Source organism: Mesorhizobium sp. P160219 (assembly GCF_057786095.1).
In genome coordinates this window covers 680,350-697,961 of sequence record NZ_JBYNWG010000001.1, presented here as the reverse complement: position 1 = coordinate 697,961, position 17,612 = coordinate 680,350, and the positions used below count along the sequence as shown (strand labels likewise).

Annotated in this window: 19 protein-coding genes; 12 read left to right on the top strand and 7 right to left on the bottom strand. The window is 64.2% G+C overall.

The annotated features are described in order from the left end of the window. Positions 1-3: 3 nt before the first annotated feature. Genes AC3EMP_RS03490 through AC3EMP_RS03480 form a run of 3 tightly spaced genes read left to right on the top strand, consistent with a single transcriptional unit; the run spans position 4 to position 3,472 of the window. Entirely contained in the window at positions 4-699 is a 696-nt protein-coding gene (locus AC3EMP_RS03490; protein WP_352596791.1) for a response regulator, read from the top strand. Further along, complete coding sequence (locus AC3EMP_RS03485; protein WP_352712976.1) at positions 687-2,282, top strand: sensor histidine kinase; 1,596 nt, start codon at positions 687-689, stop codon at positions 2,280-2,282. Before AC3EMP_RS03490 ends, AC3EMP_RS03485 begins: the two co-directional genes overlap by 13 nt. 23 nt (positions 2,283-2,305) lie before the next feature. Further along, positions 2,306-3,472 carry an NAD(P)/FAD-dependent oxidoreductase gene (locus AC3EMP_RS03480; protein ID WP_031209772.1) on the top strand — a complete coding sequence of 389 codons (1,167 nt, stop codon included), beginning with the start codon at positions 2,306-2,308 and terminating at the stop codon, positions 3,470-3,472. A gap of 202 nt (positions 3,473-3,674) precedes the next feature. Here the strand turns inward: AC3EMP_RS03480 and AC3EMP_RS03475 are convergent, their stop codons facing one another. Together AC3EMP_RS03475 and AC3EMP_RS03470 are read right to left on the bottom strand one after the other, a co-directional pair. Continuing rightward, positions 3,675-4,406 carry a DUF72 domain-containing protein gene (locus AC3EMP_RS03475; RefSeq protein ID WP_352712974.1) on the bottom strand — a complete coding sequence of 244 codons (732 nt, stop codon included), beginning with the start codon at positions 4,404-4,406 and terminating at the stop codon, positions 3,675-3,677. A gap of 144 nt (positions 4,407-4,550) precedes the next feature. After that, entirely contained in the window at positions 4,551-4,910 is a 360-nt protein-coding gene (locus AC3EMP_RS03470; RefSeq protein ID WP_352712972.1) for a GNAT family N-acetyltransferase, read from the bottom strand. A gap of 229 nt (positions 4,911-5,139) precedes the next feature. On the opposite strand from AC3EMP_RS03470, the gene leuD reads away from it, so the two are divergent. The 6 genes from leuD (at position 5,140) to leuB (ending at position 10,371) form a co-directional block, all read left to right on the top strand. Beyond that, on the top strand, positions 5,140-5,745 hold the full coding sequence (gene leuD / locus AC3EMP_RS03465; protein ID WP_023730275.1) for a 3-isopropylmalate dehydratase small subunit: 606 nt from the start codon (positions 5,140-5,142) through the stop codon (positions 5,743-5,745). A 64-nt stretch (positions 5,746-5,809) separates the two neighbouring features. Then, a complete protein-coding gene (locus AC3EMP_RS03460; protein ID WP_352712971.1) occupies positions 5,810-6,733 on the top strand; it encodes an Ivy family c-type lysozyme inhibitor in 924 nt (307 codons plus the stop codon). Between the two features lie 239 nt (positions 6,734-6,972). Beyond that, positions 6,973-8,055, top strand: a complete 1,083-nt coding sequence (locus tag AC3EMP_RS03455) for a transposase (RefSeq protein WP_352712969.1) — start codon at positions 6,973-6,975, stop codon at positions 8,053-8,055. Between the two features lie 316 nt (positions 8,056-8,371). Continuing rightward, the gene (locus AC3EMP_RS03450) at positions 8,372-8,755 is read left to right on the top strand and encodes a RidA family protein (protein WP_023683820.1); all 384 of its coding nucleotides are present in this window, start codon (positions 8,372-8,374) and stop codon (positions 8,753-8,755) included. Between the two features lie 13 nt (positions 8,756-8,768). Next, positions 8,769-9,119 carry a VOC family protein gene (locus AC3EMP_RS03445; RefSeq protein ID WP_023740123.1) on the top strand — a complete coding sequence of 117 codons (351 nt, stop codon included), beginning with the start codon at positions 8,769-8,771 and terminating at the stop codon, positions 9,117-9,119. A 148-nt stretch (positions 9,120-9,267) separates the two neighbouring features. Continuing rightward, positions 9,268-10,371, top strand: a complete 1,104-nt coding sequence (gene leuB / locus AC3EMP_RS03440; protein ID WP_023706813.1) for a 3-isopropylmalate dehydrogenase — start codon at positions 9,268-9,270, stop codon at positions 10,369-10,371. An 8-nt stretch (positions 10,372-10,379) separates the two neighbouring features. Here leuB and AC3EMP_RS03435 read toward each other — a convergent pair whose 3' ends face one another. The 4 genes from AC3EMP_RS03435 to AC3EMP_RS03420 all read right to left on the bottom strand — a co-directional run bounded on the left by AC3EMP_RS03435 (position 10,380) and on the right by AC3EMP_RS03420 (position 14,337). Beyond that, complete coding sequence (locus AC3EMP_RS03435) at positions 10,380-10,778, bottom strand: MarR family winged helix-turn-helix transcriptional regulator (RefSeq protein WP_245259985.1); 399 nt, start codon at positions 10,776-10,778, stop codon at positions 10,380-10,382. A 49-nt stretch (positions 10,779-10,827) separates the two neighbouring features. Continuing rightward, on the bottom strand, positions 10,828-11,256 hold the full coding sequence (locus AC3EMP_RS03430; RefSeq protein ID WP_023694553.1) for an SRPBCC family protein: 429 nt from the start codon (positions 11,254-11,256) through the stop codon (positions 10,828-10,830). Positions 11,257-11,447: 191 nt separating this feature from the next. Continuing rightward, entirely contained in the window at positions 11,448-12,170 is a 723-nt protein-coding gene (locus tag AC3EMP_RS03425) for a DUF805 domain-containing protein (protein ID WP_023683826.1), read from the bottom strand. A 325-nt stretch (positions 12,171-12,495) separates the two neighbouring features. After that, the gene (locus AC3EMP_RS03420) at positions 12,496-14,337 is read right to left on the bottom strand and encodes a DEAD/DEAH box helicase (RefSeq protein ID WP_352712966.1); all 1,842 of its coding nucleotides are present in this window, start codon (positions 14,335-14,337) and stop codon (positions 12,496-12,498) included. Between the two features lie 422 nt (positions 14,338-14,759). On the opposite strand from AC3EMP_RS03420, the gene AC3EMP_RS03415 reads away from it, so the two are divergent. Together AC3EMP_RS03415 and AC3EMP_RS03410 are read left to right on the top strand one after the other, a co-directional pair. Beyond that, positions 14,760-15,794, top strand: coding sequence for an aspartate-semialdehyde dehydrogenase (locus AC3EMP_RS03415; protein WP_023671698.1), 1,035 nt, complete (start codon positions 14,760-14,762; stop codon positions 15,792-15,794). 180 nt (positions 15,795-15,974) lie between these two features. Beyond that, positions 15,975-16,427, top strand: coding sequence for a GNAT family N-acetyltransferase (locus tag AC3EMP_RS03410; RefSeq protein WP_023671699.1), 453 nt, complete (start codon positions 15,975-15,977; stop codon positions 16,425-16,427). 3 nt (positions 16,428-16,430) lie between these two features. On the opposite strand, the gene AC3EMP_RS03405 is transcribed toward AC3EMP_RS03410, so the two are convergent. Then, positions 16,431-16,838 carry an ACT domain-containing protein gene (locus AC3EMP_RS03405; protein ID WP_023671700.1) on the bottom strand — a complete coding sequence of 136 codons (408 nt, stop codon included), beginning with the start codon at positions 16,836-16,838 and terminating at the stop codon, positions 16,431-16,433. 356 nt (positions 16,839-17,194) lie between these two features. Here AC3EMP_RS03405 and AC3EMP_RS03400 point away from each other — a divergent pair, with 356 nt between their 5' ends. After that, positions 17,195-17,605, top strand: coding sequence for a DoxX family protein (locus AC3EMP_RS03400; RefSeq protein WP_023687655.1), 411 nt, complete (start codon positions 17,195-17,197; stop codon positions 17,603-17,605). Positions 17,606-17,612: the final 7 nt, after the last annotated feature.

Genomic DNA, 17,612 nt, shown 5'->3' with positions numbered 1-17,612 from the left:
TCCATGCCGCATCAGATCCTGGTCGCCGACGACGATCCGCACATACGCGAGATCATCTGCTTTGCGCTGGAAAAGGCCGGGATGAAGACGCAGGCCGTGTCCGACGGCGCCGCGGCCCTGCAGGCGATCGAGCGCCGCGTGCCCGATCTCGTCGTGCTCGACATCGGCATGCCGGAGATGGACGGGCTGGAAGTCTGCCGGCGGCTGAGGCAGCGCTCCGACGTGCCGGTTCTGTTCCTGTCCGCGCGCGACGAGGAAATCGACCGCATCCTCGGGCTCGAAATGGGCGGCGACGACTATGTGACGAAACCGTTCAGCCCGCGCGAACTGGTGGCGCGCGTCAACGTCATCCTGCGCCGCGCCCGCCCGGTGGCGCCCGACCCCGCCGACGACAAGAACTTCGCGCATGGCAAGCTCAGCCTGGCGCCGGCCAGCCACGGCGCCAGTTTCGACGGCAAGGCGCTGGCGCTGACGGCGATCGAATTCTCGATCCTGAAAGGATTTCTGGCGCGGCCGGCGCATGTGCTGGGCCGCGACCTGGTGGTCGCCAGCGCCTATGCCGCCAACATCCATGTCGCCGACCGTACCGTCGATAGCCACATCCGCAACATCCGCGCCAAGCTGGCGGCGGCGGGCTGTCTCGACGCCATCGAAACCGTGCATGGCGTTGGTTTCCGGCTCGGCCGATGCGGCGCCTGAGCGACGCCAAATGGATCGGCACCAAATGGCGGCCAAGGCTGGCCACGGTGGTTCTCGCCATCCTCATCATGGTGCTGGCGCTGCCGCTGGTCGGCCTGTTCTTCTTCCGGCTTTATGAAAACCAGCTGATCCGCCAGACCGAGGGCGAGCTGATCGCGCAAGGCGCCGTCATCGCCGCCATCTATGCGCAGAATATCAGTGACGCCGCCATTGCCCCGGAGAAGCTTGGGGTGCCGATGCAGGCTGACAGCGGCGAAGCCAGCCGCGGCGACGACACGCCTTACCAGCCGATCGAGCCTACCCTCGATCTCGCCTCCGACTATTTGCTGCCGACCCGGCCCGCCGGCATTGCCGCCGCCACCGATCCAGCCTTCACGGCCATCGGCGCGCGACTGTCCGGCATTCTCGACACGACGCAAAAAACCACGCTGGCCGGCTTCCGGCTGCTCGATCCCAAGGGCGTCGTCATTGCCGGGCGCGACGAGGTCGGACTATCCCTGGCCAATGTCGAGGAGGTGCGCGAGGCCCTTGCCGGCCGCTATGCCAGCGCATTGAGGCAACGAATCCCCGATCAGCCGCCGCCGCCGCTCTATTCGGTCAGCCGCGGCACGAAAGTTCGTGTCTTCGTCGCCATGCCGATTGCGGTCGCTGGCCACGTCGCCGGCGTGATCTATCTCTCCCGGACGCCGAACAACATCGTCAAACATCTCTATGGCGAACGCGGCAAGGTGACGCTGGCGGCCATTGCCATGCTGTTCGGCACGCTGCTGATCGCGCTGGTCTTCCTGCGCACCGTCAGCCGGCCGATCTACGCGCTGATGGAGCGCACCAGGCGCATCGCCGCCGGCGACCGCGACGCGATCCGGCCGCTCGACCATCACGGCACGCGCGAAATGGCGGAGCTGTCCGCCGCCTTTCTCGACATGGCCGAAAAGCTGCAAGCGCGCTCCGACAGCATCCAGACTTTTGCCACCCATGTCTCGCACGAGCTCAAATCGCCGCTGACGGCGATCCAGGGCGCGGCCGAGCTGCTGCGCGATTCCGGCGAGGCGATGGATGCCGCCGAGCGCAAGCGGTTCTCCGGCAACATCGTCAATGACGCCGGCCGGCTCAATCTGCTGGTGCGTCGCCTGCTCGACCTGGCGCGCGCCGAAAATCTGGCGCCGAGCGGCGAAAGCACATCGCTCGATGCGGCGCTGGCATTGCTGCCGGTGGACGGCAGGCTGGCTGTGACCATCGAGACGGGCGGCGAAACCGGTCTGCGCATCTCGGCCGAGAATGCGGCGATCGTGCTTGCCAACCTGATCGACAATTCCGCCAGGCACGGCGCGACCCAGGTTTTGCTGGCGGCTGCCAGCGCCGACGGCAAAGTGACGATTGCGATCAGCGATGATGGCGCCGGCATTTCGCCGAGCAACAGGGCGCGCATTTTCGAGCCGTTTTTCACCACGCGGCGCGAGTCCGGCGGCACCGGCATGGGCCTTGGCATCGTGCTGGCCCTCCTGAAAGCGCATGATGGCACGATCGCGCTGGTTGACTCCGGGCGCGGCACGCGCTTCGAGATTTCCTTGCCAGCCGCGTGAGGGCTGGTGGATCGGAGAACAAAGTGCGCTACGACATCGTCATCATCGGCGGAGCCATCGTCGGCTCCTCGGTCGCCTACTACCTTCGCGAGGAAGGCTTTTCCGGCTCCATCGCGCTGATCGAACGCGACCCGCAATTCGCCCATGCGGCAACGACGCTGTCCATGGCCTCGATCCGTCAGCAATTCTCGATTCCGGAAAATATCCGGCTGTCGCAGTTCACGCTCAACCTGTTCCGGCGGCTGAAGGAGACCTTCGGCACCGACGCCGATATCGGTTTTCGCGAAGGCGGCTATCTCATCCTGGCCGGCGACGCCGGGTTGCCGATCCTGAAAGCCAACCACGAGGCGCAGGTCGCCGAGGGCGCCGACATTCTGCTCGAGGACGCCGACCAGCTGGCAAAGCGCTTTTCATGGCTGTCGACCGAAGGCATCAGCGCCGGCGCCTTCGGCCGTACCGGCGAGGGCTGGTTCGACGCTCATGCCATGTTGACGCTGTTTCGCAAGGCATTGCGTGACAGACAAATAGATTTCATCGCCGCCGATGTCACCGGCATTGAGAGGCAGGGCAACCGCGCCGCCGGAGTGGACCTCGACAATGGCGAAAGACTGCAAGCCGGCATCGTCGTCAACGCCGCCGGGCCGAATGCCGGCAAGGTGGCCGGCATGGCGGGACTCGTGCTGCCCGTCGAGCCGCGCAAGCGCAACGTTTTCGTCTTCGAGGCGCGGGAAAAATACGTCGACATGCCGCTGCTGGTCGACCCATCCGGCATCTATGTCCGGCCTGAAGGCTCGGTCTATCTCACCGGCGGCGCCGAACCGGAGGAGGGCGATGGCCCCGCCGACCCCAGGGATTTCGACGTCGACTGGCCGCTGTTCGAAGAGGTGATCTGGCCCGTGCTGGCAACCCGTATCCCTGCCTTCGAGGCGATCAAGCCGACACGCGCCTGGGCCGGCCACTACGACTACAACGCGCTCGACCAGAATGCGGTGATCGGCCCGCATCCCGAGGTCGGCAATTTCATCTTCGCCAACGGATTTTCAGGCCACGGCCTGCAGCAGGCGCCGGCGGTCGGCAAGGCGCTGGCGGAGTTGTTGGTGCATGGCGGGTATCGGACGGTGGATTGCTCGGCGTTTGGGTACGCCAGAGTGGCCGAAGGAAGGGCGTTCCGGGAATTGAATGTGATTTGAGGCGGCAAAAGCTCACTGTCGAGTTCCCGCCCACCCCTCTGCCCTGCCGGGCATCTCCCCCGCAAGGGGGGAGATTGGCAGCTTCGGCGAAGGCGCCATTCTTGCAACGTCGGCGATTGGCGAAAGCGGTCGCGGCATCTGATCTCCCCCCTTGCGGGGGAGATGGCCGGCAGGCCAGAGGGGGGTGCTGTCCCGCGAGCGTCTAAGCAACCATCGCGCTGACAGCCATCGCGTTGCCCAGTGCATGCCCGGCAGCCGTGTTGTCGAAAATGCCCCAGACCTCGGCACCGGAAGCGGCCGCTGCTTCAACTTGCCGCGCAAACCGGTCGAGCGTTTCGGCATCGTAACCCGAATAGTAGATGCGCGGCGCGCCGTGCCAGCGGAAATAGGCAAGGCCGGGCGAGCCACCCGGCCCTGCTGCCTCAGGGACCGGGGTCGGGTCAACGGCAACGCGCGTGATCCGGTTGTCAACAAGGAGTGCGTCGGCCTCGGCGCCGAACCAGCTGGGATGGCGCGGCTCGCATGCCAGCCTTGCCAGGCTACGCCTGCCCAACATGTCGAAGAAGCCGCCGGCGACCTCCGGCTCGAAGGGCAGGCTTGGCGGCAGCTGCACCAGAAGCACGCTCAGCTTTTCACCGAGACCTTCGACCTGCCCGAGAAAGTCCTCTGTCAGCCCCTCGCAATCGGCGAGGCGATGCTCATGGGTCATGCTCTTCGGTGCCTTGACCGCGAAACGGAAGTGCTCCGGCACGGCGTGCGCCCAGCGCTCATAGGTCTCGCGGCGGTGCGGTTTGTAGAAGGAGGTGTCGATTTCCACGACCGGAATGCATTTTGCATAACGTTCGAGATGCGACCCGGGCTGCGGAAAGTCAGCCTTGTATCGAGACGGAATTCCCCATCCGGCGGTGCCTATCAGAGATCGGCGATTTCCCATGCTGCGGATTTGGACCGGATGAAGCGCGGGTCAAGGGCGACAAGGAGGCGTTGCTCCGCGGGGTCCTGAACACCGTTCCGCATTGCCGAGAACCTTGCCCCGCCTTGACTGCCCAACCCGATCGGCAATTGCGCCCGACGCTCGTCAGCCCTCGCGGGAGAACCAGAACGCGTCGGCCATTCGCGTCATGCCAATACGCTCATAGAAGCTGACGGCGTCGGGCATCGAGATCAGGCTGATGGCGACCGAAGGCCCAAGCTGCCGGCGGGCCTCGTCCATCAGGCCCTTGCCGATGCCGACGCCTTGCGCCGATTGCGACACGGCGAGCTCTGAGACGTAGCACACCCAGGAAAAATCGGTGATGGCCCTGATAACGCCGATCAGCGGCCTGCCTTCGATGTCGAGCCGCGCCGTGAGCACCAGGTTCGCGCCCGAAAGCATCGCCTGCAGCCGGGCGTCGTCATCGACGGGGCGTGTTTCGCCGAGCGTGGATTCGACCAGCACGCGGCGGAACTCGGCGACGTCGAGCTCAGGCTCCCTGGCATAGATATCTTCGATTGTGCGGTCATGGGCGCAAGGTGCACCAACGGCAGCCGGTTTTAAAGACGTTTGCCGCCGATCTTTCGATCGGGCCGCGCACCAACAGTTGCCTTTTATTTGCCGGCGGCTTTGTGTAAACCGGGCGCAGCAAACCCTGACGCAACGAATTATCGATCAAGAACGGGCAAAAGCCATGGAAAAATTCACCAAGCTCACCGGCGTCGCCGCACCGATGCCGATCGTCAATGTCGACACCGACATGATCATCCCCAAGGATTATCTCAAGACGATCAAGCGCACCGGGCTCGGCAGCGGCCTGTTCGCCGAAATGCGCTACAAGGACGATGGCTCGGAAAACCCCGACTTCGTGCTCAACAAGCCAGCCTACCGCAAGGCGCAGATCCTGGTCGCCGGCGACAATTTCGGCTGCGGTTCGAGCCGCGAACACGCGCCGTGGGCGCTGCTCGATTTCGGCATTCGCTGCGTCATCTCGACCTCGTTCGCCGACATTTTCTACAACAACTGCTTCAAGAACGGCATCCTGCCGATCACCGTCAGCGCCGAAGACTTGGAGAAGCTGATGGACGACGCCTCGCGCGGCTCCAATGCGACGGTTTCGGTCGACCTCGAGGCCAAGGAAATCCGCGGCCCCGACGGCGGCGTGGTCACCTTCGACCTCGACGACTTCAAGCGCCACTGCCTGCTGAACGGTCTAGATGATATCGGCCTGACCATGGAGAAGGCCGGCGCCATCGCCTCGTTCGAGAAGAAGAACGCTGCCGAGCGTCCTTGGGCCTGAGTGGTACGAGATGGCCCGGCCGCCACAAAGCCGGGTTCGTGGCGGCTGAACGGAGGGGACAGTCATGACACGTTTTCTTCTTGCCGGCGCCTGCGCGCTGGCGTGGATGCTGATGCCGGTGGCCGGCGCGCAAGCACAGACCGACACGGTCCTCGTGCCGGCAGAAGATCCGTCCGCCGCCGATCCGGGCGCGTCGAGCAATGCGGCCCTGGCGGACGATGACAGCCAGGGGCCGGTCCCGTTCGAGGGCGGGCAGCTGACCATTACCGAGCCAGAGCAGGATGGCGAAAAGGTGCTGGCCTATGACGGCAAGCAGCTGGCCAGCAATTACGACGTGTTCTTCGACAGAACAGTCAAGGTCGGCGGCGTCAACGTGGCGCTGGTCGATGTCGGCGACGGCGGCAACCAGTGCGGCCCGGCCAAGGTCATCGTCTGGAAGCCGGAAGGCGGCGAGATACAAAGCCTCAAGGTCGAACAGGACGAATGCGGCGCGCCGCCGGCGGCGGTGGCCGACAACGCCATCTATTTCGTGCCGTATCTGTTGCCGGGCGATACGAAGCAAGCGCTGCAATGGTCACCCAGCGACGGGCTGACGATCTCGGGCGACCTGACCTACGCGCCGGAGCCGGGTACGGACTGGAAGGACGTCGATCCGGCCAAATACCAGAACATCATCGACGCCTTCCACAATGAGGCCGTCTACAAGGCGGCGCAGACGCTGCTCGGCGACACCATGCCCGACATGGCGACCAGCCTGCTGGTCGGCGGCGGCACCGAAAAGACGGCGTCGGGCGCCTTCTACGCCACCGGCTGCGTGCCGCACGCATGCGGCAGCAATGACGGTTTCATGGCGGTCGACCCGGCCAAGCACACGCTCTACTTCGCCCGCCGCGGCGACAATGGCGAGCCGCAGGCCTGGCCGCCGGTGGCGGACTGGCCGGCGGATGTGAAGGAAGCAATGGACAAGGCGCAGGAGTCGGGGAACTAGGGTTTGCGGCAGCGCGGCGAACACTCGGTGTTCATGCTTGTTCCGTCGCGATCCGTCACACCCCCCTCTGCCCTGCCGGGCATCTCCCGCTCAAGGGGGGAGATCAGACGTCACTCTGGCTTTCGCCAATCGCAAATGTGGAAAGCGAGAAAGGCGTCCGAACTGCTAATCTCCCCCCTTGAGGCATAGGCGCTAAGATAGGTATTGCCCTGCGGAATCGGGTGTGATTCTACACTGCGATGACACACGAATCGCTTGTTGATGACGGCTGGGCCGAGACGATTGAGCTTCTCGGCGGCGAAGATTTGCTCACGCAGAGCGCCCGCGAGACGAAGGCGTTCCTGCGCCCGCGCGGCGTCAGGTCGGCGAGCGACCTGTTGCGCCTGACACTGGCTTACTGCCTTGGCAAGGTTGGCATGCGGGGCGTCGTGGCCTGGGCGGCGGCGAGCGGGATAGCCGACATTTCGGACGTGGCGTTGCTTGGCCGGCTGCGCAATGCAGGACCATGGCTGCAGCAGTTGATTGGGCACCTTTTGAAGCGCGAGGATGCAGGTTTGGCCAAAGGCCGGCTGGTTCGCATCCTCGATGCGACAGCGGTTGCCAAGGCCGGTGCGTATGAGAAGAAGAACAATGGTCTTTGGCGCATGCACTGCGCCTTCGAGCTTGAGCGCGAGCAGTTCGACTTCATCGAGATCACCGACCAGAGCGAGGCCGAGCTGATCGACCGCGTGCCGGTGGTGGCGGGCGAGATCCGCATCGGTGACCGCGCCTATCTGCAGGCCGAGCGGATCGCCAAGGTGATGGCGCAAGGCGGCGATGTTGTTGTGCGCGCGTCGTGGAAAAACGCGCGATGGCTCGACGCCAACGGCAGGGCGTTCGATCTCATCGGCTACCTGGAGAGCTGCCGGGAGGAAGTCTGCGAAACGCCTGCCCGGCTGGCACTCAAGAAGGGCGAGCCTGTGAAGATGCGCCTGATCGCCTTGCGCAAATCCGAGGCCGCGGCACAAGAAGCGCGGCGCAAAATCAACAAGGAAGCCAGGGCCAAGGGCAACAAGGTTCAACCGCAGACGCTGATTGCGGCCGGCTTCGTCCTGCTTGTGACCTCGCTTGACCGGGAGGAGTTTCCCGCCGATACGGTCCTCAAGCTCTACCGCATGCGCTGGCGCATCGAACTCGCCTTCAAGCGCCTGAAGAGCCTGATCGGGCTGCGCTCTCCTCCCGCCAAAGACCCAAGGATCGCAAGGTCTTGGATCCTTGCACACTTCCTCATCGCGCTTGTGACCGAACCCCTCTCGCAGGAGTTGGGTGTCTCTCCCCCTTGAGCGACGGGCGCCCGCTACTGTGGCGCGCCACCCGCCAGATCGTCGCCTCTCTGATCGCGACCATCTTTACTCAACCTTCCTTGGCGGCCCTGCGCCAAAATCTCCATGCCTTGCGATATCGCTGGCGCGAACCACCACGAAAGCGCAAATTTCAGTCCATGCCAAAGCTATCTTAGCGCCTATGCCCCTTGAGGGGGAGATGGCCGGCAGGCCAGAGGGGGGTGCTGTCCCGCCGACGACCAAGATTTGCACCTGACTTGGCCCATGGCCTGGCCGGTCCTTTCCTGCAAAGTGTCCGAAACCACAGCGAGGCTCCATGCGCACACTCATCTCCACCGGTTCGCCCTTCGAAAAAACCGCCGGCTATTCGCGCGCGGTGGTGCAGGGCGACTGGTGCTTCGTGTCGGGAACGACCGGCTACGACTATGCGACGATGACCATGCCGGAAACGGTGGAGGCGCAGACGCGCAATTGCCTGGCGACCATCGCGGAGGCGCTGAGGGATGGCGGCTTCGACATGGCCGATGTGGTGCGGGCGCATTACTACATCACAGACCGGGCCATCGTGGACGTCGTCTTCCCCATCCTCGGCGAGGCTTTCGGCGAGATCAGACCGGCGGCGACGATGATCGTGTGCCAGCTCAACAAGCCGGAAATGAAGATCGAGATCGAAGTCACGGCGCTGCGGCGCACGGCTTGAGGAGGCCAAAGCCATGACGGTCCGGCGCATCGTAGCCAATATCGGGACGCAGGACGCGGCGGCGGCGAAACGCTTCTATCAGGACGTGCTTGGCCTCGATGTGCTGATGGATCAGGGCTGGATCGTCACCTACGGGTCCGACGAACGGATGCAGGTGCAGATCAGCTTCATGGCCCAGGGCGGCTCCGGCACGCCGGTGCCGGACCTCTCCATCGAGGTCGACGATGTCGATGCGGCGCTGCAAGGCATGAGGGCCGCCGGCTTTGCCGTCGAATACGGTCCGGCCGACGAGCCGTGGGGCGTACGGCGGTTTTATGTGCGCGATCCGTTCGGCCGGTTGGTGAATATTTTGTCGCACAAGTGATTTGTTCCTCTCCCCCGCCTCTGGCCACGGCGAGGAACCCAGGTCTTGAGAGGCGGGCGCCGTCGTAGCGTTCTTCATCCCCTTGCGCCGCAAGCTCTTGGCGTTTAGCAAGGCCGCGGTTTCTCCAAACAGCATCGGACGGTTCTCCATGGCTTCGAAAAATCTTCTCCTGCTCGCCGGCGACGGCATCGGCCCCGAGGCGATGGCCGAGGTGAAGAAGCTGATCGCGGCCATGAACGCAAAGCTCGGCAGCGGTTTTGCCACTGATGAAGGCTTGGTCGGCGGCTGTGCCTACGACGCGCATGGCGCGGCGATTTCGGATGGCGACATGGCAAAGGCGATGGCTGCGGACGCCGTGCTGTTCGGCGCCGTCGGCGGGCCGAAATGGGACAAGGTGCCTTACGAGGTGCGTCCCGAGGCCGGGTTGCTACGGCTGCGCAAGGATATGGAGCTGTTCGCCAATCTCCGGCCCGCCATCTGCTATCCGGCGCTGGCCGCGTCGTCCTCGCTGAAGCAGGAAGTCGTCGAGGGCCTCGACATATTGATCGTGCGCGAGCTTACCGGCGGAGTCTATTTCGGCGAGCCGAAGCAGATCATCGATCTCGGCAACGGCCAGAAGCGCGGCATCGACACGCAGGTCTACGACACGTTCGAGATCGAGCGCATTTCCGGCGTCGCTTTTGAGCTGGCGCGCACGCGCAAGAACCACGTGACATCGATGGAAAAGCGCAACGTGATGAAATCCGGGGTGCTGTGGAACGAGGTCGTCACCCAGACCCACGCAGCCAGATATGCTGACGTCAAGCTCGACCACATGCTGGCCGATGCCGGCGGCATGCAGCTGGTGCGCTGGCCAAAGCAGTTCGACGTCATCGTCACCGACAATCTGTTCGGCGACATGCTGTCCGACATCGCCGCCATGCTGACCGGATCGATCGGCATGCTGCCGTCGGCCTCGCTCGGCGCGCCCGATGTGAAGACCAGGAAGCGCAAGGCGCTGTACGAGCCGGTGCATGGCTCGGCGCCCGACATTGCGGGACAGGGCATCGCCAACCCGATCGCCATGATCGCGTCGTTTGCCATGTGCCTGCGCTACTCCTTCGGCATGGTCGATGAGGCCGACAAGCTCGAAGGCGCCATAGCCGCCGTGCTCGACGACGGGCTGCGGACGAAGGATATTATGTCCGAGGGCATGACCGAAGTCGGCACTGTCGCAATGGGCGATGCCATCATCGCCAAGTTCCTGGCTTAGCGGCCGACTCAGCGGATCTCGCCGGCCAGCCGTTTCAGCAGGCCGACGAGTTGCGCCTCATCCACGGCTGAGAAAAAAGCAGCGTCGGCGGCTTCGACGGCGACGATAGCGCGCTGGACTGCGGCCGTCCCCGTCGTGGAGACGCGGATCACCTTGGCGCGGGAATCCCGCGGGTTGGTGTCCCGCACAATCAGTCCCTTTGCCTCGAGCCGGGCGACGACGTCCGATGTCATCTTCACCTCGGTGCCGGCCTGGGCGGCGAGCTGCACCTGGTTGGGCGGCTCGCCATAGCGGCCGAGCCACATCGCCGAAGCCAGCAGCACGAACTGGACATGGGTAAGGTCAAGCGGGGCCAGCGCCGCCGTCATGACGCGCTGCCAGCGCATGGTGGTTCGCCAGAGCAGCAAGCCGGGGCTCTCGGATGGTCCGCTGAAGCGCGTGTTCAGATCCCCCCGATCAGCCACCGTTCGCCAACACCCTTGCCTGCTCGAACAGTTTGGCCATCGAAGTGTCGAAATCGCCGCTGATCTGCGGCCCGAGCTCTGGTCCGACCTCGGCGGCCGATGGGCCGGAAATCTCGAGGCGATGAGTCACTTGAGTGCCACCCTCGACCGGCGTCAGCGTATGCCTGAACAGCAGTTTCGTGTCGCCGAACGAGGTCTCGTCGGCATACGTCACAGTGTCGACAAGATCGACGATCGTCGATTCGAAGGTGTCCTGCCCGACGGGCGTTACAGAGACGCGGGTGCCCTTGGCGAACGGGCCGTGCAGCACGAACGTATCGGACCCTTCGTAGGTGAGGCGGCCTTCGTGCAGCGCCTTGAGCGCGTTCCAGATGGCCTGCGCCGAAAGGGGGGAAATTGCGGTGTACTCGTTGGTCCACATTTGTCTTGGCTCCATCATCCGTTTTCGATCGTCGATTTGATGAGTGCACAGATTATCTGTGCGCAGACTAAACGGCAAGAGAAATATTTTGTTCGTCCGGTCAAAACAGCAGCTGCCTTCCTGGCTGCGACCTAAGCCATTGTTAAATCGCGGCTGTCCGCAAACAGCCGGCAGTTCATTTCTGGTGCGGTCTAGGCTCCGCCTCCTCCAGGCACCGGCCCCCACTGGTTTTCGTGGGCCTGGGTCGGGATCAATCCGAGTATCAGCGCGAGGATCAGCGTAGCCGGAGCGAACATGAAGGTGATTGCGAAGTAAGGTATTGCCAGCCAGCCGGTCAGGCCGATGTCGTGCAAGCGGCGCACGACGAGCCCGACCCAGGGCAGGAACGTCGCTAGCCAAAACAGCCCCCAGACGCCGATCATCACAATCGGCCAGTTGCCGGCATCGAAATTGCCGACGGCCTGGTCGGCGAGGGCGCCGGCAATTCCGACCAGGATGAAGCTGACGGTCCAGAACAGGCAGTAGCCCCAGAATTCCTTGCGGCGGGCGCGTTCGGCGAAGTTGATGTAGTTGCGCGTCACGCCTCGCCAGAAATAACCCGGCAGTCCGCTATCGCGAACCGCGCCGTCTTCCGCCAGGCGGCCGAAATGCTGTGGGGCGGCTGAAGCGGCAGCCGCCTTGGGCGGCGCGGCGCTTGCCGCTGGCGCAGCGGTGGCGGGACTGGCGGGCTGGGCGCGGATTGAAAAAACGTCGCGCGCCTGACCGCTTGCCGGCAGAAACTCGACCACAGCGCCGTTCGCGATCACGGTATCACGGCGCAGATCCTCGCGCGCGAAGGTGTAGCGGTTGCCGTCCGCCCCGGTGATGAAGCCGAAACCCTGGGCCTCGTCATAGTGAAGAACTTCGCCGCGCATTTAGCCTCGCCCCCGTGCAGGCACAGACTGTTCAAAGTTGCGGCGGACTGCAAGGGGGTGGACGAAATGGAGGGCGAACGGTTCAGGCATGAGTTGCTTTATTTTCCGGTGCGTTGGCGCTGCCCCTCACCTGCCTGCCGGCATCCTCTCCCCGTATAGTGGCGGGGAGAGGGGTCGCTGTTATCGACGATTCCACCAATCGCCAACGTTGCAAGAAGAGCGCCAAGGCTGCGGTCAGCCCTTTCTCCCCGTCACTATACGGGGAGAAACGCCCGGCAGGGCAATGAGGGGCAGCGCCTACATCTGTAATTGGCCGATAAGAGCCTCAAACCGGCCGCTTCTTCGGTTTCTTGTTCTTCGGCGGTCCAGCCTTGTCGAATTTCGGTTTCCCGGCCCAAGGCTTTGCATCGCCGGGGGGCCGTTCCCGCTTCTCGAATTTCGGCTTGTGTGCGCTTTGCGGCGCCTCGAACGGGCGCTTGCCGCGATGCGGCTTCTTGTCGGGCTTCGGCGCCTGGTAGCCGGCCCGCGACAGGTCGGGCGTGCCGTCCAGGCGCTTCACCGCAATGTTGCCCTGCAATTTCTTGTCGGGGCCGACGGCGGCGAGGAAGCGATCGGCCCAGTCGGCCGCGATCTGCACGTAGGTCTCATCCTGCTGCATCTTGATGGAGCCGATCTCGCGCTTGGAGATGTTGCCGGTGCGGCACAGCATCGGGATCAGCCAGCGCGGCTCGGCATTCTGCTTGCGCCCGATCGACAGCGAGAACCAGACGCTGTCGCCGAAATCGTCGCGGCGGCTGGGCGCTTCGTCGCGGCGTTCGAATTTTTCGCCCGCCGGTCTGTCTCGCGACGGCGTGAAGGCCGCGACCTCCGTCAGTTCCTCGGGCGCCGAGCGGCTGGCGCGGCATTGGCGCACGAAGGCGGCGGCCACCTGTTCCGCGCCATGCTTGGCCAGAAGCGCGTCGATGAAGCCGCGCTCGTCCTCGGCAATCGGCTCTTCGAAGGCTGGATCGGCAAGGATGCGCTCGTCGTCGCGCTTGATGACGTCGTCGGCGGAGGGCGGGCTCGCCCATGTCGCCTTCAGCCCGGCATTCTGCAGCAGCCGTTCGGTGCGCTTGCGGGCGCCGTTGGGCACGATCAGCGCGCTGACGCCCTTGCGTCCGGCTCGGCCGGTTCGGCCGCTGCGGTGCAGCAGCGTTTCGGGATTGGTCGGCAGATCGGCGTGGATGACCAGTTCGAGATTGGGCAGGTCGATGCCGCGCGCGGCGACATCCGTGGCAATGCAGACCTTGGCGCGGCCGTCCCGCATCGCCTGCAGCGCGTGGGTGCGTTCGTTCTGGCTGAGCTCGCCCGACAGCGCCACGACGGAAAAATTGCGGTTGTTGAAGCGCGCCGTCAGATGATTGACGGCGGCGCGGGTGTTGCAGAACACCAGCGCGTTCTTCGCTTCGTAAAACCGCAGCACGTTGATGATGGCGTTCTCGCGGTCGGGATAGGCGACATTCAGCGCCCGGTACTCGATATCGAGATGCTGCTTTTCCTCGCCGCCGGCCGAGATGCGTACGGCGTCGCGCTGATAGCCTTGCGCCAGCGTGGCGATCGAGCGCGGCACGGTGGCCGAAAACATCAGCGTGCGGCGCTGAGCCGGTGCGGCATCGAGGATGAATTCGAGGTCCTCGCGAAAGCCGAGGTCGAGCATCTCGTCGGCCTCGTCCAGCACCACGGCTTTCAGCGCCGACATGTCGAGGGAGTTGCGGGTGATGTGGTCGCGCAGGCGGCCGGGCGTGCCGACGACGATGTGGGCGCCGCGCTCCAGCACGCGCCGTTCGGAGCGCATGTCCATGCCGCCGACACAGGACGCGACGGTGGCGCCGGTCGGCGCGTAGAGCCATTGCAGTTCGCGCATCACCTGCAGAGCGAGCTCGCGTGTCGGCGCCACGGCCAGCGCCAGCGGTGCGCCAGCCTGGTCAAAACGTTCGGCGCTGCCCAGAAGGGTCGGCGCCAAAGCGAGGCCGAAGGCGACGGTCTTGCCGGAGCCGGTCTGCGCCGACACCAGAGCGTCGGACTCGCCGAGCTCCAGCACCGCCTTCTGCACCGGCGTCAGCTCGGTATAGCCGCGTTTTTCCAGCGCCTCTGCCAGCGCAGGAACAATAGCTTCGAAATTGGACATCTCACTCTTTCGGAATTCAGGGTCTGGGCTCATCATGGAGCACATGCCGGGGCTGACGCACGCCAGCCAAACACTATTTGGGCGTTCGTACTTCTTGCGGCCGCTATTGTACAGAGCAGGCGTGTGCCTCCCGCAATTGACTCCTGACGCAAACCGCGTAAAAGCCGGCATCGAACGGGATCATTTTCGATGCGCGGCCTTCTGATGGCTCTTCTTGCATTCGACTTCCCCGGCCACAATCATGGGGCCGGGCGCGTTGGCGCGTCTTACCGTTCCAGCAAAACTATGGCCAAAACCACCACCAAAACGGTGTGATTCCCTTGGCCTAACCACCCTCTCCCGGGTCCGGCCTGGGGGACGAAACCCGCATTGGCCGGCGGGTTTTCTCCAAAAACCAAGCGGAGAGGGACAGGAGATTTCTGATGAGTTTCAAGGTTGCGGTAGTCGGCGCCACGGGCAATGTGGGTCGCGAAATGCTCAACATACTGGAAGAGCGCGGCTTTCCGGTAAGCGAAGTCGTGGCGCTGGCCTCGCGGCGCAGCCAGGGCACCGAAGTGTCGTTCGGCGACCGTTCGCTGAAGGTCAAGACGCTCGACCAGTATGATTTTTCCGACACCGACATCTGCATCATGTCGGCCGGCGGCAACGTCTCGAAGGAGTGGTCGCCGAAGATCGGCAAGCAGGGCTGCGTCGTCATCGATAACTCGTCGGCCTTCCGCTACGACCAGGACGTGCCGCTGATCGTGCCGGAAGTGAACCCGGATGCGATCTCGCTGTTCACCCGCAAGAACATCATCGCCAATCCGAACTGCTCGACGGCGCAGCTGGTTGTGGCGCTGAAGCCGCTGCACGATGTCGCCACCATCAAGCGCGTCGTCGTCGCCACCTATCAATCGGTATCCGGCGCCGGCAAGGAAGGCATGGACGAACTCTTTACACAGACCCGCGCGGTGTTCGTCGCCGATGGCGTCGAGGTCAAGAAGTTCACCAAGCGCATCGCCTTCAACGTCATTCCGCATATCGACGTCTTCCTCGACGACGGCTCGACCAAGGAAGAGTGGAAGATGGTCGCCGAGACCAAGAAGATGCTCGACCCCAAGATCAAGCTGACGGCGACCTGTGTGCGCGTGCCGGTGTTCATCGGCCATTCCGAAGCCGTCAACATCGAGTTCGAAAAGCCGATCACCGCCGACGAGGCGCGCGATATCCTGCGCGAAGCGCCGGGCTGCCAGGTCTTGGACAAGCGCGAGGATGGCGGCTACATCACGCCGCTGGAATCGGCCGGCGAGGACGCCACCTTCATCTCGCGCATCCGCGAGGATTCGACCATCGACAACGGCCTGTCGATGTGGATCGTCTCCGACAATCTGCGCAAGGGCGCGGCGCTCAACGCGGTGCAGATCGCCGAGCTTCTGGTCGAGCGCGGCCTGATCCAGCCGAAGAAGAAGGCGGCATAGCTTATTCGCTCACGGGCCGTATCGCCGCTGCCGCGGCGGGCCCTCCGCGGGGGCGCCGGAAAGCCGGCGGCCCGTAGTCGCGGGCTCGGCCTTCGGCCGAAGCCTTCCTTCTCCCCGTTCACGGGGAGAAGGTCCCGGCAGGGGGATGAGGGCAGCGCTGACCTCTGTTGAGAAACGCCTTTGAACGATCCCACCAAAATCGTGCTGCGCCCCGCCACGGCTTTGGATGCCGCGACCATCGCCATTGTCATGCGGGCCGCACTTGGCTCGTTCTCCTGGATGCCGGTCATCCACACGCCGGATGAGGATCTTGCCTTCATCCGCGAGATCGTGCTGTCCCGGCAGCAGGTGACGGTCGCCGAGGCCGGCACCGGCATTGTCGGCTTCATTGCCCTGAGCGGCGATTGGGTGGAACAGCTCTATCTCGACCCCGCCTGGACGGGGCAAGGCATCGGCAGCCGGCTGCTGGTGCAAGCGACCGCCGCGCTACGGATCGTTAAACTGCATTGCTTCCAGGCCAACACCGGCGCGCGTCGCTTCTACGAGCGCCATGGCTTTCGCCCCGAGGCGTTCGGCGCGGGCACCACCAACGAAGAAGGCCTGCCGGATATTCTCTACGTGCGTCGAGCTTGATATTCAGCCGGCGTTATCCTTGGCCAGTTGGCGCAATAACTCCATCGCTTCCTCGGCCCGCTCAGCGGGCACGAACAGATGGTCATGATAGAAAGCAGAGACCGGATTGACGCCCATGCCGGCGGCGGCCAGCCGGGCGGTGATGGCGGCGAGGAAGCCGACGGCTTCCAGCGAGGAGTGGACGTTCAGGGTGATCATGCGGCAGCGGAACGAAGCGGTCAGCCCGGCCGCCCGTGCCGCGTCCTCGGTCACGATCAGTGTCACACCCTCGCGCTCGCGAAAGACCATCACGGGATCGAGGCCTGCCTGCCGGCTGATTCCAGGTGTGAGCGTAGCGAACACGTAGACGTCCGGCAGCAGTTCCGGCGTCATCGCCGCCAGCAGCTTTTTCAGATCAGTCTCGCCGGCCATTCGCTCGTCTCTCGCCCAGCCCTATCAATAGCCGTGACTGGTGGATGTCGATAGTCCGTCAAGGTGGAGGGACAGCACCCCCCTCTGCCCTGCCGGGCATCTCCCCCGCAAGGAGGGAGATCGGCGGTTTCGATGCTCCGCTCATTCATGGAACATTGCCGAAGCGGTCGAGCGTGTAATCTCCCCCCTTGCGGGGGAGATGGCCGGCGGGCCAGAGGGGGGTGTGAAGGATCGCCACGCAGCGGCTTTTGCTTGCTGCTACCCAAAAAGAATCCGCACCCTGTAGGATCGCCGCCCCATCGCTCGTCCTTGGTCCGAAGCCAGCAAACGGCTCGAACCGCTTAGGAGGGAACACCGTGAGTATTTCTCAAACCATGCCCGTCTCGTCGGGCGCCCTGTGGACCGGCCGCGTGCTCAGCGGCCTCATCATCCTGTTCATGATCTTCGACGGCGTCATCAAGCTGCCGCCGCTCGATGTCGTCACCCAGACCATGGTGCCGCTCGGCTGGCCGGCCGATGTCAATGTCGCGCGCACGCTCGGCATTATCGGGCTGATCTCGACCGCGCTCTATGCGCTGCCCCGCACCTCGGTGCTCGGCGCCATCCTGCTCACCGGCTATCTCGGCGGCGCCATCGCCACAAACATGCGCGTCGGCAGCCCGTTGTTTTCGCACACGCTGTTTAGCGTCTATCTCGGCATCATCCTGTGGGGCGGTCTCTATCTGCGCGACCCAAGCGTGCGCGCCCTGATCCCGTTCAGCCGTTAAGCGAGGA